Below are 26877 nucleotides of genomic sequence, written 5' to 3'. Positions count from 1 at the left end.
CCCCCGCCGCGACCTCGACGCCCGCGGCGGCCCGCGACCGCGTCGCTCGGCGCGCCGGCCGGCGCCTGCATGCGCTATGTCGCCGGCGAGTGGCGCAAGATCCCCGGCGAGACCACGCTCAACACCTGCGTCCAGGTGCTGTTCGCGGGCCACTGCGAACATGCGGGCGGCGCCACCTATGGCCGCTGGATGCAGCAGACCCTCAGGCTCGTGCCCGGCAAGATCGAGGTGTCCAGCGACAACCGCAGCTTCCACACCCTGGTCGACCAGGGGGCGGGCTGCGCGGTGCCGAACGTCGAATAGCGCGCGGCGCCTCTCGCGCGCCGCATTCGGTCTGTGTAGTCTGAGGCCATGCTTCGCCCCCTGCTGATCGTCGGCGCCTGCGCCATCGCCCTGACCGCCTGCGTCCAGCGGACCCGTCCGCCCGGCGATATCGGGGTCTGCTATCAGGTCCAGCCCCAGAAGGACGGGTCGCTGAAGTACAACAAGCTGGCCTCCGCCCAGCCGGACCTGGAACATTGCGCCGGGGCCCTGGAGGCCATGCGGATCAAGTTCATCAATCTCGGCGGCAATCAGCTCGAGATCATGGGCGCCTATCAGGGCAACTTCATCTTCCTGCGCCGCGAGGGGATTTTCACCGCCTCGTCGCTCGAGGGGAACCAGTATCTGGCCCTGGTGCGCACCGGCGACGGACGCCTCGCCATTCCCGGAGCCATGCCCCAGCAATAGGGGTGCGACGGAAAGCTTCTGTGGACGAAGCGTTAATATGAGAACGAAGGAAGAACAAACCGGTTGATCCCGCCGGTCGGGTTGGCGTAGCTTCCGCCCGGGCGCACGGCCCGCATTCTACGGAAACCACAGGACATCGACATGGCGGGAAGCGTCAATAAGGTCATTCTGGTCGGCAATCTGGGCGCCGACCCCGAAATTCGCACGCTCAATTCCGGCGACCGCGTCGCCAATCTGCGCGTCGCCACCTCCGAAACCTGGCGCGACCGCAGCTCCGGCGAGCGCAAGGAAAAGACCGAATGGCACCGGGTGGTGATCTTCAACGACAACCTCGTGAAGGTCGCCGAGCAGTATCTGCGCAAGGGCTCCAAGGTCTATATTGAGGGCTCGATCCAGACCCGCAAATGGTCGGACCAGTCGGGCCAGGAGAAATTCTCCACCGAGGTGGTGCTGCAGAAGTTCCGTGGTGAATTGACCATGCTCGACGGTCGCGGCGACGACGCCGGCCGTGGCGGCGGCATGGGCGATTCCGACGGCGGCTATTCGGGCGGCGGCGGTGGCGGCGGGTTCTCGTCGGCGCCGCGCGGCGGCGGCTCCGGCCCGCGCGAGGACTTCTCGGCCGATCTCGACGACGAAATCCCGTTCTAGGGCGGGGAGGGGCGATGTACGGCCTGATCGGCTGCCTACGCGCCGTCTCCGGGCGGCGTGACGAGCTGGCGAGCATCCTCGTGGCCCAGATCAAGGCCATGCCGGGGTGCCGCAGCTATGTGATCGCCCCCGACGCCGAGGATGCGGACGCGATCTGGATCACCGAGGTCTGGGAGGACGAGGCCCATCACAAGGCCTCGCTCGGCCTGCCGCATGTCCAGGCGACCATCCAGATGGCGCGGCCGCTGATCGCCGGGTTCTCGACCCGGGTCACGACCGCGCCCCTGGGCGGGGTGATCTGAGGATCAGCCGCCGGCGATGACCCCGCAGGCGATGCGCGCCCCGGCCCCGCCGATCGGCTGGGTCATGTAGTCGTCCGGGTTCGCATGGATCACCAGGGCCGAGCCGTCCTTGTCGATCAGGGCGGGGCGGCCGGCGGTTCCTTTCAGCGACACGAAGGTCGAATAGAGGTCGATGGCCCCGGTCCCGTCGGCCGCGACATAGAGGTTGGGCAGGTCGCCGGCCTCGTTCAGGTCGCGGTTCAACAGCCCGTGGACCTTGGTCGCCATGGCGTGGACATGGGCGCCGGCCGAGGTGAAATCGGCCTTGGAGCAGTCGCCGGTCTCATGGAAGTGCAGGCCGTGCCAGCCGGGGGCCAGACCCTTGACCTCCAGGTGGATCAGCACGCCCGCCGGGCCGTCGGAGAGGGTGGCCGCACCCACTGAGGCGCCGGTGGAATTCTTCAGATCGATCCGCAGTTTGGCCGGCGAATCTGCGGCGAAGGCGGAGGCGGCGACCAGGCTGAACGCGGCGGCGGCGAGAAGGTGTCTCATGGCGGCTCCGAAAGTGCGGTTTAAGAGACGGAAAGGGCTCACGAAGGTTGGCCTCGCGATCTGCGGATGTTAACACTCGCGAACCAAATTCCTGTCCGATTCTAACGGCAAAACCTCCCCTTGAGCGACGATATCATCACCCCACCGGACGACGGCCGGCGCGGGGGCATCGCCCCTATCGCCATCGAGGACGAACTCAAGAAGTCGTATCTCGACTACGCCATGAGCGTGATCGTCAGCCGCGCGCTGCCTGACGCGCGCGACGGCCTCAAGCCGGTGCACCGGCGGATCCTGTTCTCGATGAGCGAGCAGGGGCACACGCCGGACCGCAGCTATGTGAAGTCCGCCCGGGTGGTCGGCGACGTGATGGGTAAGTATCACCCGCACGGCGACCTCGCGATCTATGACACCCTGGTCCGCATGGCCCAGCCCTTCTCGATGGGGCTGCTGCTGATCGACGGCCAGGGCAATTTCGGTTCGGTGGACAACGATCCGCCGGCCGCCATGCGCTACACCGAGTGCCGTCTGACCAAGGCGGCCATGTCGATCCTGGCCGACCTGGACAAGGACACGGTCGACTTCCGCGAGAACTATGACGGCTCCGAGCAGGAGCCCGTGGTCCTGCCGTCGCGGATCCCCAACCTGCTGGTCAATGGCGCGGGCGGCATCGCCGTCGGCATGGCGACCAACATTCCCCCGCACAATCTGGGCGAAGTGGTCGACGCCTGCCTAGCCTATATCGACAATCCCGAGATCGGCCTGGACGAACTGCTGGACTTCGTGCCCGGCCCGGACTTCCCGACCGGCGGCGAGATCATCGGCCGCACCGGGGCCCGCAACGCCCTGATGACCGGCCGCGGCTCGGTGATCATGCGCGGCAAGGCCTCGATCGAGGACATCCGCAAGGATCGCGAAGCGATCATCATCACCGCCATCCCGTTCCAGGTGAACAAGGCCTCCCTGGTGGAGCGGATCGCCGAGCTGGTGCGCGAGAAGCGCATCGAGGGCATCGGCGACCTGCGCGACGAGAGCGACCGCCAGGGCATGCGCGTGGTCGTCGAGCTGAAGCGCGACGCCTCGGCCGACGTGGTGCTGAACCAGCTCTACCGCTTCACCCCGCTGCAGAGCTCGTTCGGCGTCAACATGCTGGCGCTCAACCGCGGCCGTCCGCAGCAGATGGGCCTGCGCGAGATGATCGTGGCCTTCGTCGATTTCCGCGAGGAAGTCGTCGCCCGCCGCATCAAGTACGAACTGGCCAAGGCCCGCGACCGCGGCCACGTCTTGGTGGGCCTGGCCGTCGCCGTCGCCAATATCGACGAGTTCATCCACATCATCCGCTCGTCCAAGGACCCGGCCGAGGCGCGCGAGCGCATCGTGGCCAAGGCCTGGCCGGCCGGCGACATGATGCCCCTGGTCGAACTGATCGCCGACCCGCGGACCGTGCTGGAAGGCGACACCATCCGGCTCACCGAGGAGCAGGCCCGCGCCATCCTGGCGCTGACCCTGTCGCGCCTCACCGGGCTCGGCCGTGACGAGATCTTCGGCGAGGCCCGCGAACTGGCCGGCACGATCCAGGGCCACCTGACCCTGCTGTCCTCGCGCGACAACATCATGGGCGTGGTGCGCCAGGAGCTGGTCGAGGTGCGCGCCGCCTATGCCGTGCCGCGCCGCACCGAGATCGTCGACGGCGACGCCGACGTCGAGGACGAGGACCTGATCGCCCGCGAGGACATGGTCATCACCGTGACCCACGGCGGCTATGTGAAGCGCACGCCGCTCGGCACCTATCGGACCCAGCATCGCGGCGGCAAGGGTCGCTCGGGCATGTCGACCAAGGACGAGGATGCGGTCACCCGCGTGTTCTCCGCCTCGACCCACGCGCCGGTGCTGTTCTTCTCGTCCGGCGGCAAGGTCTACAAGCTCAAGGTCTGGCGTCTGCCGGTCGGCACCCCGACCTCGCGCGGCAAGGCCTTCATCAATCTGTTGCCGATCGAGCCCGGCGAAACCATCACCTCCATCCTGCCCCTGCCGGAGGACGAGGCGACCTGGGACCAGTTCGACGTGATGTTCTCCACCCGCTCCGGCGGCGTGCGGCGTAACAAGTTGTCGGACTTCGTCCAGATCAACCGCAACGGCAAGATCGCCATGAAGCTGGACGACGGCGATGCGATCATCGGCGTCGGCCTGTGCAACGCCGCCCAGAACGACATCCTGCTGACCACGGCGCTGGGCCGCTGCATCCGCTTCGCCACCGAGGAAGTGCGCGTGTTCGCCGGCCGCGATTCCACCGGCGTGCGGGGCATCCGCCTGGCCGAGGGCGACAGCGTCATCTCCATGGCCATCCTGCGCAGCGTCGACGCCTCGCCGGCTGAGCGCGCGGCCTATGTGAAGCACGCCAACGCCATGCGCCGCGCCGTGACCGGCGAGTCCGAGGAGATCGAGGACGCCGCTGCGCCCGAGGACGACGAGGACGCCGGCGACGAGGCGGCCCTGTCGCCGGACCGTATCGCCAGCTGGGCGCGGCCGAGGAGTTCATCCTGACCGTCTCGACCGAGGGCTTCGGCAAGCGCACCTCGGCCTATGAATTCCGGCGCACGGGCCGCGGCGGCCAGGGCCTGCTGGCCCAGGATCTCACCAAGAAAGGGAAGGGCGGCCGTCTGGCGGCGTCGTTCCCGGTCGAGGAATATGACGAGATCCTGCTGGTCACCGACCAGGGTCAGCTGATCCGCACCCCGGTCGCTCAGGTCCGGGTGATCAGCCGCAACACCTCGGGCGTCACCATCTTCCGCACCGGCAAGGACGAGCATGTCGTCTCGGTCGAACGCCTGGCCGATCAGGGCACCGACGAGGGCGAAGGCGAGGGCGACGACGCCGCGCCGGAGAGCGAGGCCTAGGCCCCGGCGCCTGTTCCAGGGGCTGGCGCCCCTGGGCGACGCTGGGTGAGGTCGACGGGCGGTGAACTTAGGGCTTGCTTTCGATCGCCCGCCCGGCGAAAGGCCAACTCAAGAACAGTTGGGGGATAAGTCGAATGGCCACCCGCGTCGGCCTTTATCCGGGCACCTTCGATCCGATCCACAACGGCCACACCGACATCATCGGTCGCGCCGTGAAACTGGTGGACAAGCTGGTCATCGGCGTGGCGGTCGACAGCGGCAAGAACCCCCTGTTCTCCCTCGAAGAGCGCGTGGCGATCCTCCAGGAGGAACTGGCCCACCTGCCGGTTCCGGTGTCGGAGCGCGCCGAGATCGTGGTCATGCCCTTCAAGGGCCTGCTCATGCACTTCGCCCGCCAGGTCGACGCGGCGGTGATCATCCGCTCCCTGCGCGCGGTGGCCGACTTCGAATACGAATTCCAGATGACGGCCATGAACCAGCAGCTCGATCGCGAGATCGAGACGGTGTTCCTGATGGCCGATCCCCGGCACCAGGCCATCGCCTCCAGCCTGGTCAAGGTGATCGCCCAGCTCGAGGGCGATGTGACCAAGTTCGTGAGCCCGCGGGTCAAGGAAGCCCTGATGGCCAAGGTCGGCCGCAGCTAGGCCCTTGTCGGGTCGCAATCGGCGGCCATGAGGTCCGGGGGGCTGGCGGCCGCCGCCTTCGCCCATTACGAAGTGAGCCCATGATCCGATCCCTTCTCCTCGCCGGCGCCGCGGCGCTCGTGCTGACCGCGCCCGCGTCCGCCGCCAAGAAGCCCGCGCCGCCGCCGGCGCCTCCGGCCGCCCCCGACGCGCCCACCGCCGCCGACTGGCGGGTTCCCGATCCCGAAAACGTCCTGGTGATCGACACCAATAAGGGCCGCATCTTCGTCGAGCTGTCGCCGCTGGCCGCGCCCAACCATGTCGCCCGCATCAAGGAGCTGACCCGGGCCGGTCTCTATGACGGCCGCAGCTTCTTCCGGGTCATCGACCAGTTCATGGCCCAGACCGGCGACCCCAAGGACGACGGCACCGGCGGCTCGGACAAGCCCGACCTGCCCGGCGAGTTCACCTTCCGCCGCGGGCCGCAGACTCCGTTCCAGATGGTCGCCGACCAGACCGTCGCCGAAATCGGCTTCATCGGCGCTCTGCCGGTCATGACCCAGAGCACCATGCTGATGCCGCTGACCGCGGACGGCAAGATCGCCGCCTGGGGGCTCTACTGCCCCGGCGTCGCCGGCATGGCCCGCGCCGACAGCCCCGACAGCGCCAACAGCCAGTTCTTCCTGATGCGCCAGGCCTATCCGTCCCTGGAAAAGCGCTACACCGCCTTCGGCCGCGTGATCGCCGGCGAGGACGTGGTGCGCGCCATCAAGGTGGGCGAGCCGGTCGAGGCGCCCCAGGACAAGATGCTCAAGGCCCAGATGCTGGTCGACATGCCGGCGGCGACGCGGCCGAAGATCAAGGTGGTCGATCCGACCAGCGCGTGGTTCAAGGCCGAAGTCGCCAGCGTGCGCGCCAAGATGGGGGCCGATTTCACGGCCTGCGCCATCAGAATTCCCTCGGAGGTGAAGTAATGGATCTGGAAAACACCCTCATCATGACGCTCGAAAGCGGGCCCGTGACGATCAATCTTCGCCCCGACCTGGCGCCCCAGCACGTGGCGCGGATCAAGGAACTGGCCCGCGAAGGCTTCTATGACGGCGTGGTCTTCCACCGCGTGATCCCGGGCTTCATGGCCCAGGGCGGCGATCCGACCGGCACCGGCACCTCGGGCTCGTCCAAGCCGAACCTGCCGGCCGAGTTCTCGAAGGAGCCGCACATCCGTGGCGTCTGCTCCATGGCCCGCACCGCCAATCCGAACTCGGCCAACAGCCAGTTCTTCATCTGCTTCGACGACGCCACCTTCCTCGACGGCCAGTACACCGTCTGGGGCGTGGTCACCGAGGGCATGGAGAATGTCGACGCCCTGCCCAAGGGCGAGCCGCCGCGCAGCCCCGGCAAGATCGTCTCCATGAAGGTGGCGGCGGACGCGTGACGCCAAAGCTTGAGGCGGCCTATGCCGAGCCTCATCGGCGCTATCATACGCGCCGGCATATCGAGCAATGCCTGGCGTTCCTGGACAAGGTCCCCGACCTGCTGGACAGCGAACGCCAGGTGCTCGCCTGGGCGATCTGGTGGCATGACGCCGTCTATGATCCCCGGCGCTCCGACAATGAGGCGCTCAGCGCGGAGATGGCCAAGGGCGATCTCCGCGACCTTGAGGTCGGCCTGCACGCCCGCGACGAGGTCGCCCGCCTCATCCGCCTGACCGCCGGCCATGAGGTGGAGGAGGGAGACCGCCTGGGTGAACTGCTGGTCTCCATCGATCTGGCGATCCTGGGCGCGCCGACCGCCGACTATGACGCCTACGCCCAGGCCGTACGGGCGGAATACGCCCATGTGCCGGACAACGCCTGGCGCACCGGCCGCGCGGCGGTGCTGACGAAGTTCCTGGCCGCGCCGGCGATCTTCCCGGAGGCGGACTTCCGCGCCAGCTTCGAGGATCAGGCCCGCGCCAATATCGCCCGCGAGCTCGCCACGCTCAGTCCGGCTTGAGGGCCAGGGTGACGATCACCGGGTAGTGGTCGGACCCCAGGCGCGGTCCACGCCGGACCTTTACGGTACGCCAGTCCGACCCCGCATAGACGTGGTCGATGGGCAGGAAGGGGAAGGGCAGGGTGACCTTGCCGTCGAGGATCAACCGGGCCGGCCAGGTGAACAGGGCGCGGTCCCGGCGCTCCAGGCCAAAGGCGCGGTCTTCCCGTCGGCGCGAGAACGACCAGGGCGTGGAATTGAAGTCGCCGGCCAGAATGGTCAGGGTCTTGTCATGCTTGGCGAGCCTGTCCGCCAGGAACCGCCCCTGCAGGCGCTGCCAGGCCGGATGGGTCGGCCACACCGTGTGGGTCGCCACCACCGTCACCGGCCGGCCGGCGAACCGGATCCGCGCCTCGGTCGCCGGCGGCCGCGCGAGCCATTCGGACCGCGTATAGCGATCCCGATCCGAGGGGCTTCCCTTAGGGCGAGGCGGGTCCGGCTCGGGCGGAAGCCGGGTGAAGATGGTGACGCCGCAGGTCCGGCAGGTGACGTGATATCCGGTGAGGGCGGCGATCCGGTCGATCAAGGGATCCGTCCCTTCCTCGACCAGCAGCACATCGGCCCCCTGGCGGCTCAGCCACTGGGCGGTGGCCTCGATCTCGGGGTTCTTTTCCCAGGCGTTGAACTGGATCAACTTCAGCCGGTTGGGCGCGTCCGATGGCGCGGTCGGGCTCATCGGCCGCAGATATTCGGGGGCCATCACCCCGCCCGCCGCCAGCACGCCAAACACGCCCAAGGTCGCGAAGCTGACCTTCAGGTCCCGCGGCGCCAGCCAGGCGGCGTAGGCGGTCACGACGAGCGCGCCGGCCAACCAGAAGGGCGCGAAATGGGTGGCGACATCCATCCGTGGATTGACCGCGCCGCCCAGGCCGATCAGGGCCGCGGCCGCGCAGTCCAGGCCCAGGATGAACACCAGGCCGGCGGCGAGGCCGGAGAGCACGAGTCGGATCATCCGCATGTTCCGCCTCTAGCACGGCCCAAGGCTTGACGTGACGCCCAGCCCATGCGCTTCACGCGCCTCCATGCAGCTTGCTGATTTCGACTTCGACCTGCCCGAGGACTGCATCGCCCTGCGACCCGCGTCGCCGCGCGACGCCGCACGCCTGCTGCGCGTCACGCCCGGCGAGGGACTGGCTGATCTTCGGGTGTCTGACCTGCCCGACCAGCTGCGGGACGGCGATCTTCTGGTGCTCAATGACACCCGGGTCATTCCGGCTCGGCTGAAGGGCGTGCGCCACCGCGAGACCACGAGCGTGGTCTGCGAGGCGACCCTGCATCAGCGGCTGTCGCCCAGCCGTTGGAGCGCCTTCATGCGTCCGGGCAAGCGCCTGGCCGTGGGGGACAGGGTTCGCTTCGGCGAGACCACCGACCGCGCCTGCCTGCTGGCCGGGCTCGACGCCACCATTGTCGAGAAGGGCGAGGGCGGAGAGTTGGTCCTGGCCTTCGATCTGGCCGGTCCCGATCTCGACCTCGCCATCGCCGAGCGCGGCGAGATGCCCCTGCCGCCCTATATCGCCGCCAAGCGCGCCCAAGACGAGCGCGACCGGGCCGACTACCAGACCATCTACGCCCAGGCTGACGGCTCCGTCGCCGCGCCGACGGCCGGCCTGCACTTCACGCCGGAGCTGATGGAGCGCTTGCGCGCCCGGGGCGTCGAGACCCGCTTCGTGACGCTGCATGTGGGCGCGGGGACCTTTCTGCCGGTGAAGACCGAGACGGTCTCGGACCACCGCATGCATGCCGAGTACGGCGAAGTTTCGGCCGAGGTCGCCGAGGCGATCAACGCCTGCCATGCCCGCGGCGGCCGGGTCATCTGCGTGGGCACCACCTCGCTTCGGCTGGTCGAAAGCGCGGCGGGAGAGGAGGGGCTGGTCCGCCCCTTCGCGGCCGAGACCTCGATCTTCATCACGCCCGGCTATCGCTTCCGCGCCGCCGACGGGCTGATGACCAATTTCCACCTGCCGAAGTCGACCCTGTTCATGCTGGTCAGCGCCTTCGCGGGGCGCGAGCTGATGCGCGCGGCCTATGCCCACGCCATCGCCACCGGCTATCGCTTCTATTCCTATGGCGACGCCAGCCTGCTCTGGAGGGCCTGACCCATGAGCGCCTTCCCCTTCGAGATTTCCGCCACCGAGGGCGCGGCCCGCACCGGGGTGCTGAAGACCCCGCGCGGCGACATCCGCACCCCGGCCTTCATGCCGGTCGGCACGGCCGCCACCGTCAAGGCGCTGACCGTCGATCAGGTGGCCTCGACCGGGGCGGACATCATCCTGGGCAACACCTATCACCTGATGCTGCGGCCGACCGCCGAACGGGTGGCGCGGCTGGGCGGGCTGCACCGCTTCATGCGCTGGGACAAGCCGATCCTCACCGACTCCGGCGGCTTCCAGGTCATGAGCCTGTCCAAGATCGCCAAGGTCACCGAGGAGTCGGTGGCTTTCCAGAGCCATATCGATGGCTCCCGCCACGTCCTGACGCCCGAGCGGTCCATCGAGATCCAGGCCGATCTCCTGGGGTCGGACATCGTCATGCAGCTCGACGAATGCGTCGCCTGGCCCGCCGAGGAGAACCGGGCCCGCGAGGCCATGCTGCTCTCCGCCCGCTGGGGGGCGCGGTCCAAGGCGGCGTTCGGAACCCGCGACAGCCAGGTGCTGTTCGGCATTCAGCAGGGCTCGACCTTCGAGCATCTGCGCCGCGAATCCGCCGCGCGCCTGATCGAGACCGGCTTCGACGGCTACGCTCTGGGCGGCCTGGCGGTCGGCGAGGGCCATGAGGCCATGTGCGAGGTGCTGGACTATGCGCCGGGCCTGCTGCCTGCGGACCGACCCCGCTATCTGATGGGGGTGGGCAAGCCCATTGACCTGGTCGAGGCGGTGGCCCGCGGGGTCGACATGTTCGACTGCGTCCTGCCCACGCGATCGGGCCGCCACGGCCAGGCCTGGACCTGGGAAGGCTCGATCAATCTGAAGAACGCTCGGTTCGCCGAGGATGACGAACCGCTCAGCCCTGACATCGCCTGCCCGGCCTCGAGCCACTATTCCAAGGCCTATCTGCACCACCTGGTGAAGGCCGAGGAGATCCTGGGCCAGGTGCTGCTGTCCTGGCACAACATCGCCTTCTTCCAGGCCCTGACCGCGGCCATGCGCGCGGCCATCGCCGAGGGCCGGTTCGCCGCCTTCCGCGCCGACTTCAAGGCCCGTCAGCGGATCGGGTAGCGCGGCTTGCCCTTGGGCTGGCTGGTGTCGCGTTCCGGCAGGTTGTCGCGCGGGATCGGCACGTGGGACGGCAGGGCGGGCGGCGCGCAGTTATGCGATTCGCCCAAGCCCTTCAGATAGGCGCGCCGCACGGCCCCGGCGGTGATCGCCTGGGCGACCAAGCTGTCGTGCTTCTCCGCCCCTGACAGCTTGCGCACCCAACCCCGGAACGGGATCAGGCCCGAGGCCGCCCCGGCCATGGCCCCCAGGGCGGAGTCCTGGCCCATGTGCACGAGGTCGTCCTGATCCATGGAGGGCTCGTCCAGGTCGGCCCCCAGGGCGCCGTTCAGCGGCAGCAGCAGGGCGGTGATCTTGGCGCAGGTCATGGGCTGCGGGCGCTTGTAGGGATCCTCCAGCGCATCCAGCAGGACATTGGGAATCTTGGTCCGCAGGACGTTCAGATCGCGCATGGGCGCGGCCATGGCGCCCTCCAGGTTCTCGCGATTGGCCTGGGAGCTGGTCTGGATCCGGGGGGAGCCGCTGGCCGGCGCCGTGGTGCAGCCGGCGAGGCCGCCGAGCAGCGGAAGCGCGGCCAAAACGGGGAGGAGGGCGAGGGCGGGACGCATGGCGCGATCATACCGTCTGGTGAAGCTGACTGGAAAGGCCGAGCGCGGCCTTGCCCCCGATGAAGCCGGGCCCTATGTTCCGCGCCGCTTCGCCCGGCGCGCCTTCTGCGCCGCGCCAAGGGCCGGTAGCTCAGTGGTAGAGCATTCGACTTTTAATCGAATGGTCGAGGGTTCGAACCCTCCCGGCCTACCAACTTCCCCGTTTGCTGTGACAGCCCCCTTTGGGGCGGCGGTGCGTCCGAAGGGATCGGGACTCCGTATCCTGGACGAAGGGATGTTCACATGAGCCAGGACGAAGGCGCCCACCGCACGGCCTTGGCGCTGCTTGCCCAATATGGCGACGACGCCGAGGTCATCGCCATGCTGCGGGCGGCGGAATATGCGGCGCTCGGCGACCTCGACGGACTGGCCCAGTGGGATGACGTGCTGGCGGCCATCGCCGCCCTGTCGGCCGCGCCAAAGGATCCGCGTCGCCTGAACTGAGCCCCGGACAGCCCCCTGGCCGTCCGACGCCGCCTCCAGTACATCCGGGGCGGGAGGCGTTCGATCATGTCGGAATCCGAGCTCGAGGCGGTCGTCGCCCAGGCGGTGGCCCACCATCGCGCCGGGCGCGTTGGCGAGGCTGAGCAGATGTATCGCGAGATCCTGGCGCGTGCGCCGGATCACAGCCGCGTGCTGCACAATCTCGGCATGGTCCATATGCAGCGACAGGCGTTCGACCAGGCCCTGCCGCTGTTGTCCCGAGCGGCCGCCGCCAATCCTGGCGAGCAGCAGATGTGGATCTCCTATGGTCATGCGTTGATTTCCGCCGGTCAGTTCGAGACGGCCGACCGGCTGGTGGCGGAGCGGCTGGGCGACACGCCGGAAGCGCGGGCGCTGGTCGTCCGCCTGCGCCAGGTCTGGGCCGCCAAGCTTCTGGAGCGCGAGCAGCTGGAGGCGGCGGAAGCGCAGTATCTGGGCCTCACTCAAATCGCGCCCGCGGACGCCGAGGCGCACGCGGACCTGGGCTATGTGCGGCTGCTACGCGGGGAAAATACCGAGGGTCTGGCCAGTCTGCGCCAGGCGACGACGCTGGATCCCGCAAATGTTCGGGCCTGGGTCAATCTCAGTTCCGCCCACCTGGCCCTGGGCGATCCTGAGGCGACGGTGCAGGCCAGTCGACGGGCCCTGGCCCTGGAGCCCGACAATGGTCCCGCCCACCAGAACCTGGGCGTCGCCCTGGCGGCCCTGGGCCAGCGCGACGCCGGCCTGGCGGAGCTGGACCAGGCGATCGATGCGGATCCCGATCCTGGCCCGGCCCAGTTTCGCCGCGCCCTTGTCCGGCTGCTGGACGGCGACTTCGCAGGCGGCTGGGCCGACTATGAGGCGCGCTGGCGCACCGACTCGTTTCTGAAGTCGTCGGTCACGGTGACCACGCCGGAACTGCAGGCGCGGCTGGATCTGGACTGCACGCTCGCCGATCTGGACGGCGCGCGCGTGCTGTTGCTCTCCGAACAGGGTGTGGGCGACCAGATCATGTTCGCCAGCATGATCCCGGACCTGCTGCGCGTGGCGGCCGAGGTGACCCTGGCCTGCGACCCGCGGCTCCTGGGCCTTTTCCGCCAGTCCTTTCCGGGCCTGACCGTGGTGGATCCGCGGACCACGGCGGTCGCCCTGTCGCAATTCGACAAGGTGCTGGCGATGGGCGGCCTGGGGCGGCTGTTCCGCAACCGGGTGAGCGACTTTCCGGGCCAGGCCTATCTGCGGCCAGGGGATGAGGCGCGGGCCCGTTGGCGCGGGCGCATGGGGCCGAAGCCGGATCGGCTGCGGATCGGGATCTCCTGGCGGGGGGGTATAGAGGCGACCCGCGTCGCCCAGCGATCCCTGTCGCTAGACCAGCTGACGCCGATCCTGGACCTGCCGGACTGCGAGGTCGTCAGCCTGCAGTATGGCGAGGTCGCCGATGAGGTCGACCGGTTCAATCTCGGGCGTGAGCGGCCCTTGCGGATGTTCGCGGCGGGCGAGATCGAGGATTTCGAGGACCTCGCCGCCCTCGTCGAGACCCTGGATCTCATCGTTTCGGTGCAGACCACCCTGGTTCATCTGACCGGAGCCCTGGGCAAGCCCGGCCTGGCCATACTGCCGACCCGTCCGGAGTGGCGGTACGGCGCCCATGGCGACGCCATGCCTTGGTACGGTTCGATCCGGCTTCTACGCCAGACTACGCCCGGCGACTGGACGGAGGTGCTGCAGGCGGTTGTCCGTCGCCTGCGGGAGGCGGCGGCCGGAGCCTAGGTCGGAGGCGATGCGACAGGCTTTCCGAGGTCGCCGTTAGAAAAGCTATATTGCCGACAGAATAACTAGGAAATAGGTCTGGCGCACGAGACGGGCCGCGGCGTGCGGTCCTGCCCCTGACGCCCCGAGGCCCTTCGCCCCCATGACCTCGATCGCAGACCATCCGCCCGTCGCGGTTCGGCGCCCCTTGTTCCGCCGCCGGTCGGCCATTCCGGGCTTCGGCCTGACGCTGGGCGTGACCCTGGCGATCCTGTCGACCGTGGTGCTGATCCCCCTGTTCGCGGTAGCCCTGAAGGCCGGTCAGCAGAGCCCCGCCGAGTTCCTCGCCGACGCCTTTTCGCAGCGCGCCTTGGCGGCCTATCGGCTGTCCTTCGGCGCGGCCTTCATCGCGGCGGCCGTCAACGCCCTGTTCGGCCTGATCACCGCCTGGGCCCTGGTGCGCTACGAGTTCCCGTTCAAGGGCCTGGTCAATGCGATCATCGATCTGCCCTTCGCCCTGCCGACCGCCGTGGCTGGCATCGCTCTGGCCAGCCTTTATGCGGAGAACGGCTGGGTCGGCGCCCTGGTGAAGCCGCTGGGCTGGAAGATCGCCTATACGCCGCTGGGGGTGGTGGTGGCGCTCGCCTTCATCGGTCTGCCCTTCGTGGTCCGCACGGTCGAGCCGGTGCTGCGGGACCTCTCCGCCGACGTCGAGGAGGCCGCCGCCAGCCTGGGCGCCAATCGGTTGCAGACCCTGACCCGGGTGATCCTGCCGGCCCTCATGCCCGCCTGGCTGACCGGCTTCGCGCTCGCCTTCGCCCGCGGCATCGGGGAGTACGGCTCGGTGATCTTCATCGCCGGCAACATGCCCTACAAGTCCGAGATCGCGCCCCTGCTGATCATCATCGAGCTCGAGGAATACAAGTACGCCGGCGCCGCGGCGATCGCCGTGACCATGCTGGGCGCGTCCTTCCTGATGCTGTTCGTCATCAATCTGATCCAGGCCTGGGCCCGGAGGCGCGGATGAGCCAGCGACCCGCCAACGCCGACTCCGCCCTGGTCCAGGGCGTCGTCCTGGCCGTCATGGCCGCCTTCCTGGGGCTGGTGCTGATCCTGCCCATGGCGACGGTGTTCTACGAGGCGCTTCGCAAGGGCTGGGCGCCGGCGCTGGAGGCGATCCAGAACCCCGACGCGATCTCGGCCATCAAGCTCACCCTGATCACCGCCGCGATCACCGTGCCGTTCAACGCCGTGTTCGGGGTCTGCGCCGCCTGGGCGGTCGCCAAGCACGAGTTCCCGGGCAAGAGCTTCCTGATCACCCTGATCGACCTGCCGTTCTCGGTGTCGCCCGTGGTGGCCGGCCTGATCTATGTGCTGATCTTCGGCGCCCAGGGCTGGTTCGGCGAGTGGCTGATCGACCATGACATCAAGATCATCTTCGCCCTGCCGGGCATCGCTCTGGCCACCATCTTCGTGACCTTCCCCTTCGTGGCCCGCGAACTGATCCCGCTGATGCAGGAGCAGGGGGTGGATGAGGAGGAAGCGGCCGTCTCGCTGGGCGCGTCCGGTCTGCGGACCTTCTGGAGCGTCACGGCGCCCAATATCCGCTGGGGCCTGCTCTATGGCGTCCTGCTCTGCAATGCGCGGGCGATGGGCGAGTTCGGGGCGGTGTCGGTGGTGTCCGGCCATATCCGCGGCCTGACCAACACCATGCCGCTGCATGTCGAGATCCTCTACAACGAGTACGACTTCGTCGGCGCCTTCTCGGTGGCCGCCCTTCTGTGCGGCCTGGCCATCGTCACCCTGGCCCTGAAGACCCTTCTTGAAATCCTGCAGCCGCAGACGCGGCGGCCCGGCCACTGAGCGACCGCCCATGACCATTTCCATCCAGTCCGTGGCCAAGAGCTTCGGCCGCTTCCCCGCGCTGAACGGCGTCAGCCTGGAGATCGCCGACGGCGAGCTCCTGGCCCTGCTGGGCCCCTCGGGCTCGGGCAAGACCACCCTGCTGCGGGCGATCGCCGGCCTGGAGTTTCCCGAGAGCGGCCAGATCCTGTTCGACGGCCAGGACATGACCCAGGTGAGCGCCGCCGATCGGCGGGTGGGCTTCGTGTTCCAGCAGTACGCCCTGTTCCGCCACATGAGCGTCGCCCGTAACATCGCCTTCGGCCTGGAGGTGCGCAAAGGCGCCGACCGCCCCTCCAAGGCGGCGATCCAGGCGCGGGTCGAGGAACTGCTGAAGCTGGTCGAACTTGACGGCCTGGGCGGCCGCTATCCGTCCCAGCTGTCCGGCGGGCAACGCCAGCGGGTGGCCCTGGCGCGGGCCCTGGCCGTCGACCCCAGCGTGCTGCTGCTCGACGAGCCCTTCGGGGCGCTGGACGCCACGGTGCGCAAGTCGCTGCGCAAGGAGCTGCGCCGCATCCACGACGCCACCGGGGTCACCACCATTTTCGTCACCCACGACCAGGAAGAGGCCCTGGAGCTGGCCGACCGGGTCGCGATCCTGAACCTGGGGGTCATCCAGCAGGTCGGAACCCCAAGCGAGGTGCACGACGCCCCGGCCAACGCATTTGTCTGCGGCTTCGTAGGTGAGGCCAATCGGCTGGAAGGCGAGGTCCGCGGCGGTCGGTTCCGGTCCGGGGATATCGAACTGGCCTCGCCGGGCGTCGCCGATGGCGCGGCGACGGCTTTCATCCGGCCGCACGAGCTCACCCGCGCCGCGGCCGGGGCGGGAGCCTTCGCCCTGACCGTCGAGCGGATCACGCCCCAGGGGCCGGTCCTGCACGTCGAGGGGCGCACGGCGGACGGACGTCGCCTGGAGGCGGCCTTCGCGCGGGCTGGGGGGCTGGGCTTCCAGCCGGGCGATCAGGTCCAGGTCGCGGTCGAGCGGGCGCACATCTTCAGCGCGTGAGCACTGACGAGCAACTTTAACGGGTTTTTCAGGCGGCCGCGGCGATAAGTCGCGCATGGACGTCCTGACCGGCCTGCTCGGCGATCTTCGCACCTATCGACGCTTCAGTCCGCTGGAGCTGATCCTGGTTCTGCCGGCCCTGGCCCTGGCGCTGTGGAGCCTGGGAACCTGGAGCGTCTATTACTGGTTGGGCCAGGAGGCCCAGAGCGGCGCCGACCTGGCCCTGGCCGCGATCCGGACCGCGCCGGCCCACGCCGATCTCGAAGCCCTCGCCCGCGCCGCGGCGGCCCATGCGATCCATGCGCCGATCAGCGACGTGCTGGTCGAGCGGGAGACCGGACGCCTGGCCGTCCGCCTGGTCTACGATGTCTCGGCCAATCCGGTCTTCGCCGCACCGGCCCTTACGCCCCTGCCGCCCACCGTGATCGTGCGGACCGCGGCCAGCCGCTGAGCCCCTATTGCTGCTGTTGCTGCTGCTGGTCGTAGCGCAGGCCGCCGGCCGGGCCCCGCCGCCGCGCGCCGCGGGCGAAGGAGGGCTGGGAGATGCGGATGAATTCCGGCTCGGTCATGGCCGCCCGCGCCCGGCGCACCGAGACGCCCACGGCCAGCTGGCTTTCCGCATCGCCTTTATAGACCCCGCGCGAGGGCGGGACGTCGGCGTAGTCGCGGCCGACCGCCGCGGCCACATGGCGCTCCCCGGCGATGACATTGTTGGTCGGATCCAACCCGATCCAGCGGGTGGAGGGCAGGAACACCTCGACCCAGGCATGGGTGGCGTCCGGATCGGACCGGTCGCCGCCGCTGCGGTCGGTGAACAGATAGCCGGAGACATAGCGCGCCGGGATGCCCCACGACCGGCAGATGGCGATCATGATGTGGGCGAAGTCCTGGCAGACGCCGCGGCGAGCCTTCAGGGCCAGATCGATGGGGCTGTCGGCGTCGGTGACTCCGGGCTCATAGGCGAAGGACTCATAGATGATCTTCGACAGCTCCTGGACGGCGGTCAGGGGATCGCGGGCGCGCAGGGGTTCGATCCCGCGCTCCATCACGAACTGCTGCAGGGCCTCGGTCTCCACGGCGAAGCCGTGATGGCGCAGGAAGTCGAAGTTCTCGCCGCGGACGAAGTCGCTCTTCAGCCGGTCCCACTCGCCCATGTCGAGGGCGGCGGGCAGGGGCGGGGGCGCCTGGGTCTCCACCGCCGAGCGGGCGACGATGTTCAGCCGGTCGTGCGGCTGGGGCACGTCGAAGTGATAGACCGCATTGCCGAAGGCGTCGGCGTAGGAGAACAGCTGAGCCGGCGGATCCAGCTCCAGGTCGAAGCTGACCAGGCGCTGGCGCGCGCCCTTCTGAGGCTGCATCCACACCTCCATGACGCTTTCGCGCACGGGTTCGGCGTAGTGGTACTGGGTGACGTGGCGGACCTCGAGAAGCATGTGAATTCCGTCCTCAGGCCGGCAGGCGCATTTCGAGGGAGTAGGCGACGAAGGTCTCGTAGATCGCCGCATGGATCGCGGCGCATTCGTCGAGCACCGTGGTCAGGAAGCCCGCGGCCCCGTCGAGGGTCAGGTTCTCGACGTCGGCATATTGCAGACGCGCCTTGAGGCGGCCGGCCAGGCGTTCCGGGCCCCCGTGGCTGGCGGCCTCCACATAGCGGCTGACCCCGGTGAGGTGCTCCTCGATGCGGGCGGTGGAGAACCGGATCGAGCGCGGGAACTCTTCGTCAAACATCAGGAATTCCAGGATCTTGCGCGGCTGCACGTCGGCCGTATAGCGCCGCAGATAGGGCTCGAGCGCGCAGCTCATCCGCAGCACATTGGTCAGCAGGGTGTGATCGTTGATCGGCCGGGTGCGTGCGTCGCGGAAACAGACCTCCAGCAGGCGGCCGATCAGCTGGGCGCGCTCCAGATGCACCCCGAGCAGCAGGAAGCCCCAGCCCTCGCCATGGCTCATGGTGGCGTCGGCGGCGCCCTTGAACAGGTGCAGATCGGCGATGATGTCGTGCAGGAAGGCCGAGGAGCCGTCGGTGAAGGCCTTGGCGGCGCCCGGCGCGGTCATCCGCAGATAGATGAGGTTCAGCCGCTCCCAGGTTTCGGTGGTGATCTGGTCGCGGACCTGGCGGGCGTTCTCTCGGGCCGAGGCGAGCGAACTGGCGATCGAGCCATGGTCCTCGCGGTCGAGGGTGAGTGCATAGGCGGCTTCATAGGGCGCGGCGATCTTGGCCGGGTCGGCGTCGCCGACCGCGGAGAGCGCGATACGGGCGACCTGGGCCGCCGATTCCGTGCGGTCAAGGGTGGCGTTGAGCATGACGTCCGACAGCCGGCACATGTGCTCCGCCCGTTCGACATATCGGCCGATCCAGTAGAGGCTGTCGGCGACGCGGGCGAGCATCATGGCTGGATCTCCTCGGCGTCGTCGGACAGCACCCAGGTGTCCTTGGATCCGCCCCCCTGACTGGAATTCACGACCAGCGACCCCTTCTTCAGGGCGACGCGGGTCAGGGCGCCAGGGGTCACCACGATCTTCTCGCCCGACAGGATGAAGGGGCGCAGGTCGACGTGGCGCGGATCGATCTTGCCGTCGATCAGGCAGGGCGCCGTCGACAGCTGGATGGTCGGCTGGGCGATATAGTTGTCCGGATCGGCCTTGATCGCCTCGGCGAAGGTGGCCCGCTCGGCGACGCTGGCGTGGGGGCCGATCAGCATGCCGTAGCCGCCCGAGGCGCCGACCGCCTTGACCACAAGCTTGTCGAGATTGGCCAGCACGTGGCTCAGCTGGGCCGGCTCGCGGCAGAGATAGGTCTCGATATTGGGCAGGATGGCGTCCTCGCCCAGATAGTAGCGGATGATCTCCGGCACATAGGCGTACACCGCCTTGTCGTCGGCGACACCGGTGCCGGGCGCATTGCAGATCACCACATTGCCGGCGCGATAGGCGTTGAACAGCCCGGCGACGCCGAGCCCGGAATCCCGGCGGAAGGTGAGGGGGTCGATGAAGTCGTCGTCGACGCGGCGATAGATCACGTCGATCCGCTTCAGGCCGGTCGTGGTCCGCATATAGACCATGTTGTCATGGACCACGAGGTCGCGCCCCTCGACCAGGGGCGCGCCCATCAAACGGGCCAGATAGGCGTGCTCGTAATAGGCGGAATTGTAGACGCCGGGCGTCAGCACCACGACCTGGGGATTGGGTCTCCAGTCGGCCGCCATGCTTTTCAGCGTCGCCAGCAGCAGGTCGGGATAGCGGTCCACCGCGCGCACCCCGGCCGAGCGGAAGGTGCCGGGGAAGGTGCGCTTTGACGCCTCGCGATTGGCCAGCATGTAGGACACGCCGGAGGGAACGCGCAGATTGTCCTCCAGCACTGCGAAGGCGCCGTCCGGCTGGCGGATCAGGTCCGAGCCGCAGACATTGGAATAGGCGTGGTGCGGCACATAGAGGTTCTGCATCTCCCGCCGGTAGGAGGGCGCGCTGAGCACCAGCTCGCGCGGCACCACCCCGTCCATCAGGATCTGCTGTTCGCCATAGATGTCGGCGAGGAACATGTTCAGGGCGCGCAGGCGCTGGGTCAGGCCGGCCTCGATGGTCGCCCATTCGTCGGCGGGAATAATGCGCGGCAGGAGGTCGGTGGGGATGATCCGCTCGGTCGAGCTGTCGCCGCCATAGACGGTGAAGGTGATCCCCTGCAGCAGGAAGAATCGCTCGAGCGTCCGTTGCCGCTCGGCCAGCTCCTCGCCGGCCAGGCTGGCGACCCGGCTGTCCAGGGCGGCGTAGTGCGAGCGCACTTCGCCTGCGGCGGTCAGCATTTCATCATAGGGTATCGGTGTCGCAGCCTCCGGGGCCAAGGCCTCAGGGTCGTCCGAAATGCGCGCTGTCGACACTCCCAGCTCCACCTTGCAATGTCCTTCCGCGCCCTGACCTTCGCCGACCCTAGGAAACCCCGTCGTCTTGCGGAGGGGTTTTCGGGACGTGAGGCGGGCCTGACGTGGCCTGCCCGTTATTTGAGCATGCCGGCGCCCAATCTCGAAGCAGTGTAACGCGCCGGGCGTGAGTGACATTCGGGGCCGATGCGGGCTAAACCCCTGGCAGGGGCGCAGCGCGGATTCTTGACGTGGGACGACTGGTCTATGCCGTCGCCGCCTCGGCGGTTTTTTGGGTCCTGTCAGGGCCTGACGCTGCATGCGCCGAGACCGCCAAGGCCGCCCTCGAAGGGGACATGTCCTCCAAGCTGAAGGCGGCGGTGGCCGAGGCGATCGGCTCCACCGACCATCCCGTGACCAATCGTTTCGAGGCCCGCCGCCGGGCCCGGGAGGCCGCCGAGGACGCCATCGCCGTCCTGCGGTCGGAGGCCTATTACGGCGCCGAGGTCAGCCCCGAGGTGGGGGAGGGCGACACCCCCCAGCCGGTGGTGCGCATCACCCCCAACCGCCGCTTCGTCATCGCCGATCCGACGATCGCCTGGATCGGAGACGTGCCGCCGGCCCAGGTGCAGGCCGCGGCCGAGGCCGTGATGGGCCTGGCGAACGGCCAGGCGGGCCGTGCGGCCGATGTGGTGGGCGCTGAGGGCCGCATCGTCGCCGCCGTGCAGAAGCGCGGCTTCGCCGACGTGGTCGCCCAGCCGCGCGAGGTCATCGTCGATCACGCCGACCAGACCGTGCGGCCGACCTACAAGATCGTCGCCGGCGAACTCGTGCGTCTGGACGGGGTGAAGCTGGTGACCGCCGGCCGCACCAATCCGCGCTGGCTCAGCGCCATGGCCCCCTGGAAGACGGGGGAAGCCTACGACCCCGAGGATGTCGGCGAGCTGGAGCGCCGCCTGCTGGACACCGGCGTCTATGAATCGGTCACCGTCTCCCTGGCCCCCAAGGGCGAGGCCACGGCCGACGGCCTGAGGCCGGTCATCGTCAGCCTGAGCGACCGGTCGAAGCGCCAGCTGGAGCTGGGCGCCAGCTATTCGACCAGCGAGGGCGTCGGCGCCGACGTTCGCCTGACCCGCTACAACCTGCTGGGCCGGGCCGACACTGTCGCCCTGTTCGCCAAGAACTCCTATCTGGACAGCCGCGTCGGCGCGGACCTGACCCTGCCGCACTGGCGGCGCGCCCAGCAGACCCTGAAGGCCTCGACCGCCGTCTACCGGACCCAGACCGACGCCTATGACGAGACCGGCGTGGGGGTCAGCGCCGACGTCGAGCGCCGCTTCCACAAGACCTCCTATGTCACCGTCGGCGGCTCGCTGGACTATGGCCAGACCGATGAGCTGTCGGCCAAGACCCTCACCCCCCTGGGGCGCAAGCTGGTCACCGTCGCGGCCCTGGGCGCCATGGCGCTCGATAAGTCCGACGATCCCCTCGACCCCAAGCGCGGCTGGCGGGTCGAGAGCCGGGTCGAGCCGACCCTGGTCGCCGGCTCCGGTACGCTGCCCTATCTGAAAGTCCAAGCCCAGGGCACGGCCTATCTGCCGTTCGACGACAAGGGCCGCACGGTCCTGGCCGGCCGGCTGAAGCTCGGCTCGATCATCGGCGGCCTGATCCCCGAGGTCCCGGCCTCCCGCAGGTTCTATTCCGGCGGCGGCGGCTCGGTGCGCGGCTACGCCTATCAGGCGATCGGCCCCAGGCTGTCGGACAACACCCCCCAGGGGGGCCTGTCCCTGGTCGAGGCCTCCGTCGAGGTTCGCCAGAAGATCGGCGCCCACTGGGGGCTCGTCGCCTTCGTCGACGCCGGCGCCGTGGGGTCGGACCCCACGCCGGCCAACAAGAATCTCAGCGTCGGGGCCGGGATCGGGGTGCGCTATGATCTGGGCTTCGGCCCGATCCGGGCCGATATCGCCGTGCCGCTCAATCCGCGCACCGGCGACCCGTCGTTCCAGATCTATCTCAGCATCGGGCAGAGCTTTTGACCCCGACGCCCGAAGATCCGCACAAGCCGCATGAGCACCCCATCGAGGAGGTGATCTCCGAGGTCGTCCACGAGGTGGTGGACGAGGCGGTGAAGGTCGCCAAGAGCCGGGCCTTCCCGCCCATCGTGATCATCATCGCCCTGGTCCTGACCTTCCTGCTGGGCGGCGGCATTCTGACCACCCGCTTCGGCGTGCTCCTGCCCCAGGGGCGCCTGCTGATCGAGGCCAGCGCCAACGGCCTGAAGCTCGGTCCGGTGGGGCGGCTCAAGATCGAGGGGCTGAAGGGCGACATCTGGCGCGACTTCAGCGTCGACCGCCTGACCATTTCCGACGAGCAGGGCGTGTGGCTCGACGCCCGGCGGGTGGAGGTGGCCTGGCGTTTCCTGGACCTGTTCGTCCGGCAACTGACCCTCGACCGCATCACGGCCGAGAAGATCATGATCCTGCGCCGGCCGACGCTGACGCCCAAGGAGCAGTCCGGCGGGTTGCCCGTGTCCTTCCAGATCGCCGAGATGTCCGGCCGCGTCGAGATGACGCCGGAGTTCAGCTACGAGCGCGGCATCTATGACGTCACCGGCGGCCTGGTGGTGAAGCGCAATGACGGCGGCCAGTCGGGACACCTCGAGGCCGTGAGCCGCCTGCACAAGGGCGACCACCTCAATCTCAGCTTCGACTTCATCAAGAACCACCCGCTGATGCTGAAGGCCGACGTGGTGGAGGCCAAGGGCGGGGCGCTCGCCGGCGCCGTGGGCCTGCCCTCCGGCGCGCCCTTCGAGCTCAAGGCCCAGGCCGGCGGCGCCGCCAGGTCGGGCACGGTCAATATCGTCGCCGTCTCCGGCAAGATGAAGCCGGTGGAGGTCAGCGGCGCCTGGACGCCCCAGGGCGGCGCGGCCCAGGGCAAGGTGCTGCTCACCGCCTCGACCCTGCTGAAGCCCTATGCGGATCGCTTCGGACCCACGGCGGCCTTCAACATCACCGGCCGCCAGTCCGGCAAGTCCAAGAGCCAGTACGACGTGGCCTTCAAGGTCGCCTCCGACAACCTGACTGTCTCCGGCCAGGGACTGGCGGACATCGAGCACCGCAAGATCGGCAAGGACGGCGTGGCCCTGGTCGGCGACGCCCCCAGCCTCAGCCGACTGATCGGCGGACCTGAGACCGGGGCGACCCATGCGGTGGCGCGCCTGAGCGGCAAGGCGGCGGACTGGAAGATCGCCGGCGACGCGGTGGTGCGGGACGCCAAGCTCTTCGACTACACCCTCGACCGCCTCGCCGGGCCGGTGGTGTTCGAGCACAAGTCCAAGAGCTGGAGCGTCGGCGGCAAGGTGCAGGGCTCCGGCGGCAAGGGCTCGGGCTGGGTCGGCGCGGCGCTCGGGGCCAGTCCCCAGGCGGACTTCAAGGTCGACCATCTGCGCGACGGGCGCTTCCTGCTCAGCAACCTTCAGGGCACGGGCCAGGGCCTGAAGGTCAAGGCCAGCGGCGGCGTGGGGCTGTTCGGCGGCCTGACCTTCAAGGGCGACGCTGACTTCGCCAATCTGGCCGCCGCCCGGGTCGGCGCCAGCGGAGCGGTGTCGGCGAGCTGGACCGCCTCCCAGGGCCGCGACGCCAAGCCCTGGACCTTCAGCCTCGACGCCAAGGGCGCCAAGTTCGCGACCGGCTACGCCGAGCTCGACCGGCTGCTGGGCGGCCAGCCGCGCCTGCAGGGCAAGGCCGAGGTGGGGGGCGGCCGGATCGCGGTTTCCGAGGCCAATCTGACGGGCGCCGCCCTCAAGGCCCAGGCGGCCGGCCTGCGCGACGCTGACGGCGCGCTCAAGTTCAAGCTGGACTGGTCTGCCGAGGGCCCGTTCCACGCCGGTCCGGTGGAGATCACCGGCAAGGCCAAGGGCTCCGGCGCGATCACCGGCATGCTGGACGCGCCCAAGGTGGACCTGCTGGCCGACCTCGACGCGATCGACGTGCCGCGCTTGCCGCTCACCAACGCCCATCTGGTGCTCAGCTTCCAGCGCCGGCCAGACGGGACCAATGGCGTCATCGCCCTGAACGCCGCCAGCGCCTATGGCCCGGCCCAGGCCCGATCGGCGTTCAGCTTCCCCGCCGAAGGCGTTGATCTGACCGACCTATCGGTGGACGCCGGCGGCCTGAAGGCGTCGGGCCTGCTCAGTCTGCGCGCCAAGGGCGCCTCCAAGGCCGACCTGCAGGTGGCGGTGGCCAAGGGCGCCTTCCTGACCGCGGGCAAGATCGCTGGCGATGTGCGCCTCGCCGACGCGCCGGGCGGGCCCCGCGCCCGGTTGAACCTGACCGCGGACGGCGTCGCCGTGCCCGACAGCCAGGTGGTGATCAGCGCCGGCCGCCTGACCGCCGACGGCCCGTTGGCCCATCTGCCCTACGCTGCCCAGGCCTCCGGCCTGATCGCGGGCAACCGCTGGAGCTTCGACGGCAATGGCGACCTGGCCCATGTCGAGCCCGGTTATCAGCTCGGGTTCAACGGCGAGGGCCGCTATCTGAAATGGAACCTGAAGACCACCGAGACCGCCCAGTTCCGCTTCGGTGGGCCCGACCGGGGCGCGAAGCTCAGGGTCGTGGCTTCCGACGGCGGCCGGATCGCGCTCGACGCCCGCATGGCCGGGGACGGGACGGAAATCCGCGCCCAGGTGCAGCAGCTGGGCCTCGGCCTCATCGACGAGGACTTCGCCGGCAAGTTCGACGGCGTCCTGCAGCTGAACGGCCAGGGCAAGCGCCTGTCGGGCTCGCTCAGCGCCGACCTCGATGGCGTGCGCGGTCTGGGCACCGACGCCTCCCTGGGCCTGAACGGGTCGCTTAAGGCCACCCTCAACGGCGACGACATCAATCTCGACGGCGCGGTCACCAACGGACAGGGCCTGAAGGCGACGGCCGCCGTGGTGCTGCCGGCCGAGACCTCGGCCGAGCCCCTGCGCATCGCCATCGACCGCACCAAGCCGATCCGCGGCCGCATCTTCGCTGACGGCGAGGTGAAGCCGCTCTGGGACCTGCTGGTCGGCGGCGAGCGGGAGCTGGCCGGCCATGTCCACATTCAGGGTGATCTGGCCGGGACGCTGGAGCATCCGCGCGCCGTCGGCCAGGCGGCCGTGGACGGCGGGCGGTTCTCGGACGGCGCCACCGGCCTGAACCTCAAGGACGTCACCCTGCGCGCGGCCATGTCCGACAACCAGGTGGACATCACCCAAGCGGACGGCTCGGACGGCCACGGCGGCGTCGCGTCCGGCGCCGGCCGCATCAGCCTCGCGCCTGAAGGGGCGAGCACTTTCCGTCTGACCCTCAAGGGCTTCCGGCTGATTGATAACGAACAGGCGACGGCCTCGGCGACCGGCCAGGCGGTGATCGACCGCACGCCGGAGGGCCGCGTCCGGCTGGCCGGCGCCCTGACCATCGACCGCGCGGATGTGGCCGCCCGCACCCCCACGCCGTCCAACGTCGTGGCCATGGACGTGACCGAAGTGAACCGGCCAGCGGACATGACCGGCGTGCAGCTGGCGCCCCTCAAGCGCGGGCCCGGCGTCACCCTGGATGTCAGCCTGAAGGCGCCGCAGAAGATCTATCTGAAGGGCCGGGGGCTGGATGTGGAGCTGTCCCTCGACGCCCATGTCGGGGGCACGACCTCCCAGCCAACCCTGTCCGGCACGGCGCGGGTGATCCGCGGCGACTACGATTTCGCGGGCAAGCGCTTCGAGTTCGACACCCGCGGCGTCGTCTATCTGTCGACACAGGCCAAGGACATCCGCCTCGACCTGTCGGCCACGCGGGAGGACACCTCCCTGACCGCGGTCGTGAAGATCAAGGGCACGGCCGCCAAGCCCGAGATCACGCTCACCTCCACGCCGACCCTGCCCAATGACGAGGTCTTGTCCCAGGTTCTGTTCGGCACCTCGGCGTCCCAGCTGTCGCCGCTGGAAGCCGCCCAGCTGGCCTCGGCCCTGTCGTCGCTCGCGGGCGGCGGCGGCTTCGACGTGATCGGCAATCTCAAGACCTTCGCGGGCCTCGATCGACTGGCCCTGGCCGGCGGGGGGACCAGCGGGGTCACGGTGTCGGGCGGCAAGTACCTCACCGACAATGTCTATCTGGAGCTGACCGGCGGCGGTCGCGAAGGGCCGTCCGCTCAGGTGGAGTGGCGCGTTCGCCGGAGTCTGTCCATCATCTCTAAGATCGCCGGCCAAGGCGACGGCAAGCTCGCGGTGCGCTGGCGCAGGGACTACTGACGGGGAGGGGCCC

At 69.1% G+C, this 26877-nt stretch carries 23 protein-coding genes, 1 tRNA gene and 2 pseudogenes; 20 read left to right on the top strand and 6 right to left on the bottom strand.

Features of this window, described 5'->3' with window-relative positions; all coding sequences use genetic code 11:
- The 4 genes and pseudogenes from MQH10_RS16735 to MQH10_RS16720 form a co-directional block, all read left to right on the top strand.
- Positions 1 to 303 (top strand): annotated as a pseudogene (locus tag MQH10_RS16735) (hypothetical protein); the annotation flags it as partial.
- 48 nt (positions 304 to 351) lie between these two features.
- Positions 352 to 729: a hypothetical protein gene (locus MQH10_RS16730; protein WP_242565152.1), complete on the top strand. Its 378-nt coding sequence runs from the start codon at positions 352 to 354 to the stop codon at positions 727 to 729.
- Positions 730 to 870: 141 nt separating this feature from the next.
- Positions 871 to 1377 (top strand): single-stranded DNA-binding protein, encoded by a 507-nt coding sequence (ssb, locus tag MQH10_RS16725; protein WP_242565151.1) that lies wholly within the window; start codon positions 871 to 873, stop codon positions 1375 to 1377.
- A 14-nt stretch (positions 1378 to 1391) separates the two neighbouring features.
- On the top strand, positions 1392 to 1679 hold the full coding sequence (locus MQH10_RS16720; protein WP_242565150.1) for a putative quinol monooxygenase: 288 nt from the start codon (positions 1392 to 1394) through the stop codon (positions 1677 to 1679).
- 3 nt (positions 1680 to 1682) lie between these two features.
- On the opposite strand, the gene MQH10_RS16715 is transcribed toward MQH10_RS16720, so the two are convergent.
- Positions 1683 to 2210 (bottom strand): superoxide dismutase family protein, encoded by a 528-nt coding sequence (locus tag MQH10_RS16715; protein WP_242565149.1) that lies wholly within the window; start codon positions 2208 to 2210, stop codon positions 1683 to 1685.
- Between the two features lie 120 nt (positions 2211 to 2330).
- Here MQH10_RS16715 and gyrA point away from each other — a divergent pair.
- From gyrA to MQH10_RS16690, 5 genes and pseudogenes are all read left to right on the top strand, one after another.
- Positions 2331 to 5104 (top strand): annotated as a pseudogene (gene gyrA / locus MQH10_RS16710) (DNA gyrase subunit A).
- Between the two features lie 134 nt (positions 5105 to 5238).
- Positions 5239 to 5748, top strand: a complete 510-nt coding sequence (gene coaD / locus MQH10_RS16705; RefSeq protein WP_242565148.1) for a pantetheine-phosphate adenylyltransferase — start codon at positions 5239 to 5241, stop codon at positions 5746 to 5748.
- Positions 5749 to 5828: 80 nt separating this feature from the next.
- The gene (locus MQH10_RS16700) at positions 5829 to 6701 is read left to right on the top strand and encodes a peptidylprolyl isomerase (protein ID WP_242565147.1); all 873 of its coding nucleotides are present in this window, start codon (positions 5829 to 5831) and stop codon (positions 6699 to 6701) included.
- Positions 6701 to 7162 carry a peptidylprolyl isomerase gene (locus MQH10_RS16695; protein WP_242565146.1) on the top strand — a complete coding sequence of 154 codons (462 nt, stop codon included), beginning with the start codon at positions 6701 to 6703 and terminating at the stop codon, positions 7160 to 7162. The genes MQH10_RS16700 and MQH10_RS16695 overlap by 1 nt, the downstream gene beginning before the upstream one ends.
- A complete protein-coding gene (locus tag MQH10_RS16690; protein WP_242565145.1) occupies positions 7159 to 7722 on the top strand; it encodes an HD domain-containing protein in 564 nt (187 codons plus the stop codon). Before MQH10_RS16695 ends, MQH10_RS16690 begins: the two co-directional genes overlap by 4 nt.
- Here MQH10_RS16690 and MQH10_RS16685 read toward each other — a convergent pair.
- A complete protein-coding gene (locus tag MQH10_RS16685; RefSeq protein WP_242565144.1) occupies positions 7709 to 8719 on the bottom strand; it encodes an endonuclease/exonuclease/phosphatase family protein in 1011 nt (336 codons plus the stop codon). The genes MQH10_RS16690 and MQH10_RS16685 overlap by 14 nt on opposite strands.
- A gap of 64 nt (positions 8720 to 8783) precedes the next feature.
- Between MQH10_RS16685 and queA the strand changes: the two genes are divergently transcribed.
- Complete coding sequence (queA, locus tag MQH10_RS16680) at positions 8784 to 9857, top strand: tRNA preQ1(34) S-adenosylmethionine ribosyltransferase-isomerase QueA (RefSeq protein ID WP_242565143.1); 1074 nt, start codon at positions 8784 to 8786, stop codon at positions 9855 to 9857.
- 3 nt (positions 9858 to 9860) lie between these two features.
- A complete protein-coding gene (gene tgt / locus MQH10_RS16675; protein WP_242565142.1) occupies positions 9861 to 10976 on the top strand; it encodes a tRNA guanosine(34) transglycosylase Tgt in 1116 nt (371 codons plus the stop codon).
- On the opposite strand, the gene MQH10_RS16670 is transcribed toward tgt, so the two are convergent.
- On the bottom strand, positions 10961 to 11581 hold the full coding sequence (locus MQH10_RS16670) for a hypothetical protein (RefSeq protein ID WP_242565141.1): 621 nt from the start codon (positions 11579 to 11581) through the stop codon (positions 10961 to 10963). The two genes, tgt and MQH10_RS16670, sit on opposite strands and share 16 nt — an antisense overlap.
- A gap of 119 nt (positions 11582 to 11700) precedes the next feature.
- Here MQH10_RS16670 and MQH10_RS16665 point away from each other — a divergent pair.
- The 7 genes from MQH10_RS16665 (at position 11701) to MQH10_RS16635 (ending at position 17193) form a co-directional block, all read left to right on the top strand.
- Positions 11701 to 11774 (top strand) — tRNA-Lys (locus MQH10_RS16665).
- Between the two features lie 89 nt (positions 11775 to 11863).
- The gene (locus tag MQH10_RS16660; protein ID WP_242565140.1) at positions 11864 to 12064 is read left to right on the top strand and encodes a hypothetical protein; all 201 of its coding nucleotides are present in this window, start codon (positions 11864 to 11866) and stop codon (positions 12062 to 12064) included.
- A gap of 66 nt (positions 12065 to 12130) precedes the next feature.
- Entirely contained in the window at positions 12131 to 13855 is a 1725-nt protein-coding gene (locus MQH10_RS16655) for a tetratricopeptide repeat protein (protein WP_242565139.1), read from the top strand.
- Positions 13856 to 13997: 142 nt separating this feature from the next.
- Positions 13998 to 14861, top strand: a complete 864-nt coding sequence (gene cysT / locus MQH10_RS16650) for a sulfate ABC transporter permease subunit CysT (RefSeq protein ID WP_242565138.1) — start codon at positions 13998 to 14000, stop codon at positions 14859 to 14861.
- Positions 14862 to 14917: 56 nt separating this feature from the next.
- Positions 14918 to 15697 carry a sulfate ABC transporter permease subunit CysW gene (gene cysW / locus MQH10_RS16645; RefSeq protein ID WP_419720786.1) on the top strand — a complete coding sequence of 260 codons (780 nt, stop codon included), beginning with the start codon at positions 14918 to 14920 and terminating at the stop codon, positions 15695 to 15697.
- A 10-nt stretch (positions 15698 to 15707) separates the two neighbouring features.
- Positions 15708 to 16742, top strand: a complete 1035-nt coding sequence (locus tag MQH10_RS16640) for a sulfate/molybdate ABC transporter ATP-binding protein (protein WP_242565136.1) — start codon at positions 15708 to 15710, stop codon at positions 16740 to 16742.
- A gap of 55 nt (positions 16743 to 16797) precedes the next feature.
- On the top strand, positions 16798 to 17193 hold the full coding sequence (locus tag MQH10_RS16635; protein ID WP_242565135.1) for a hypothetical protein: 396 nt from the start codon (positions 16798 to 16800) through the stop codon (positions 17191 to 17193).
- A gap of 4 nt (positions 17194 to 17197) precedes the next feature.
- On the opposite strand, the gene MQH10_RS16630 is transcribed toward MQH10_RS16635, so the two are convergent.
- Genes MQH10_RS16630 through MQH10_RS16620 form a run of 3 tightly spaced genes read right to left on the bottom strand, consistent with a single transcriptional unit; the run spans position 17198 to position 20542 of the window.
- A complete protein-coding gene (locus MQH10_RS16630; protein WP_242565134.1) occupies positions 17198 to 18175 on the bottom strand; it encodes a transglutaminase family protein in 978 nt (325 codons plus the stop codon).
- 13 nt (positions 18176 to 18188) lie between these two features.
- A complete protein-coding gene (locus MQH10_RS16625; RefSeq protein ID WP_242565133.1) occupies positions 18189 to 19133 on the bottom strand; it encodes an alpha-E domain-containing protein in 945 nt (314 codons plus the stop codon).
- Positions 19130 to 20542 (bottom strand): circularly permuted type 2 ATP-grasp protein, encoded by a 1413-nt coding sequence (locus MQH10_RS16620; protein ID WP_419720784.1) that lies wholly within the window; start codon positions 20540 to 20542, stop codon positions 19130 to 19132. Before MQH10_RS16620 ends, MQH10_RS16625 begins: the two co-directional genes overlap by 4 nt.
- Before the next feature lie 305 nt (positions 20543 to 20847).
- Between MQH10_RS16620 and MQH10_RS16615 the strand changes: the two genes are divergently transcribed.
- Positions 20848 to 22632 (top strand): autotransporter assembly complex protein TamA, encoded by a 1785-nt coding sequence (locus MQH10_RS16615; protein WP_242565132.1) that lies wholly within the window; start codon positions 20848 to 20850, stop codon positions 22630 to 22632.
- Entirely contained in the window at positions 22629 to 26864 is a 4236-nt protein-coding gene (locus tag MQH10_RS16610; protein ID WP_242565131.1) for a translocation/assembly module TamB domain-containing protein, read from the top strand. Before MQH10_RS16615 ends, MQH10_RS16610 begins: the two co-directional genes overlap by 4 nt.
- The last annotated feature ends 13 nt before the right edge of the window (positions 26865 to 26877 follow it).

The sequence above is a fragment of the Phenylobacterium aquaticum genome, from assembly GCF_022695515.1.
In the GTDB taxonomy this organism is placed as follows: domain Bacteria; phylum Pseudomonadota; class Alphaproteobacteria; order Caulobacterales; family Caulobacteraceae; genus Phenylobacterium; species Phenylobacterium aquaticum.
This window is presented reverse-complemented; position numbering and strand designations above follow the sequence as displayed.

What these genes read in the sequence shown, in the direction of transcription:
- coaD (WP_242565148.1), top strand. Translation starts at nt 5,239, where the DNA reads ATGGCCACCCGCGTCGGCCTTTATCCGGGCACCTTCGATCCGATCCAC.
- MQH10_RS16620 (WP_419720784.1), bottom strand. Translation starts at nt 20,542, where the DNA reads ATGCTGACCGCCGCAGGCGAAGTGCGCTCGCACTACGCCGCCCTGGAC.
- MQH10_RS16670 (WP_242565141.1), bottom strand. Translation starts at nt 11,581, where the DNA reads ATGCGTCCCGCCCTCGCCCTCCTCCCCGTTTTGGCCGCGCTTCCGCTG.
- MQH10_RS16700 (WP_242565147.1), top strand. Translation starts at nt 5,829, where the DNA reads ATGATCCGATCCCTTCTCCTCGCCGGCGCCGCGGCGCTCGTGCTGACC.
- MQH10_RS16715 (WP_242565149.1), bottom strand. Translation starts at nt 2,210, where the DNA reads ATGAGACACCTTCTCGCCGCCGCCGCGTTCAGCCTGGTCGCCGCCTCC.
- cysW (WP_419720786.1), top strand. Translation starts at nt 14,918, where the DNA reads ATGGCCGCCTTCCTGGGGCTGGTGCTGATCCTGCCCATGGCGACGGTG.
- queA (WP_242565143.1), top strand. Translation starts at nt 8,784, where the DNA reads ATGCAGCTTGCTGATTTCGACTTCGACCTGCCCGAGGACTGCATCGCC.
- tgt (WP_242565142.1), top strand. Translation starts at nt 9,861, where the DNA reads ATGAGCGCCTTCCCCTTCGAGATTTCCGCCACCGAGGGCGCGGCCCGC.
- MQH10_RS16635 (WP_242565135.1), top strand. Translation starts at nt 16,798, where the DNA reads ATGGACGTCCTGACCGGCCTGCTCGGCGATCTTCGCACCTATCGACGC.
- MQH10_RS16640 (WP_242565136.1), top strand. Translation starts at nt 15,708, where the DNA reads ATGACCATTTCCATCCAGTCCGTGGCCAAGAGCTTCGGCCGCTTCCCC.
- MQH10_RS16730 (WP_242565152.1), top strand. Translation starts at nt 352, where the DNA reads ATGCTTCGCCCCCTGCTGATCGTCGGCGCCTGCGCCATCGCCCTGACC.
- MQH10_RS16630 (WP_242565134.1), bottom strand. Translation starts at nt 18,175, where the DNA reads ATGCTTCTCGAGGTCCGCCACGTCACCCAGTACCACTACGCCGAACCC.
- MQH10_RS16655 (WP_242565139.1), top strand. Translation starts at nt 12,131, where the DNA reads ATGTCGGAATCCGAGCTCGAGGCGGTCGTCGCCCAGGCGGTGGCCCAC.
- MQH10_RS16625 (WP_242565133.1), bottom strand. Translation starts at nt 19,133, where the DNA reads ATGATGCTCGCCCGCGTCGCCGACAGCCTCTACTGGATCGGCCGATAT.
- MQH10_RS16720 (WP_242565150.1), top strand. Translation starts at nt 1,392, where the DNA reads ATGTACGGCCTGATCGGCTGCCTACGCGCCGTCTCCGGGCGGCGTGAC.
- MQH10_RS16695 (WP_242565146.1), top strand. Translation starts at nt 6,701, where the DNA reads ATGGATCTGGAAAACACCCTCATCATGACGCTCGAAAGCGGGCCCGTG.
- MQH10_RS16660 (WP_242565140.1), top strand. Translation starts at nt 11,864, where the DNA reads ATGAGCCAGGACGAAGGCGCCCACCGCACGGCCTTGGCGCTGCTTGCC.
- MQH10_RS16685 (WP_242565144.1), bottom strand. Translation starts at nt 8,719, where the DNA reads ATGCGGATGATCCGACTCGTGCTCTCCGGCCTCGCCGCCGGCCTGGTG.
- ssb (WP_242565151.1), top strand. Translation starts at nt 871, where the DNA reads ATGGCGGGAAGCGTCAATAAGGTCATTCTGGTCGGCAATCTGGGCGCC.
- cysT (WP_242565138.1), top strand. Translation starts at nt 13,998, where the DNA reads ATGACCTCGATCGCAGACCATCCGCCCGTCGCGGTTCGGCGCCCCTTG.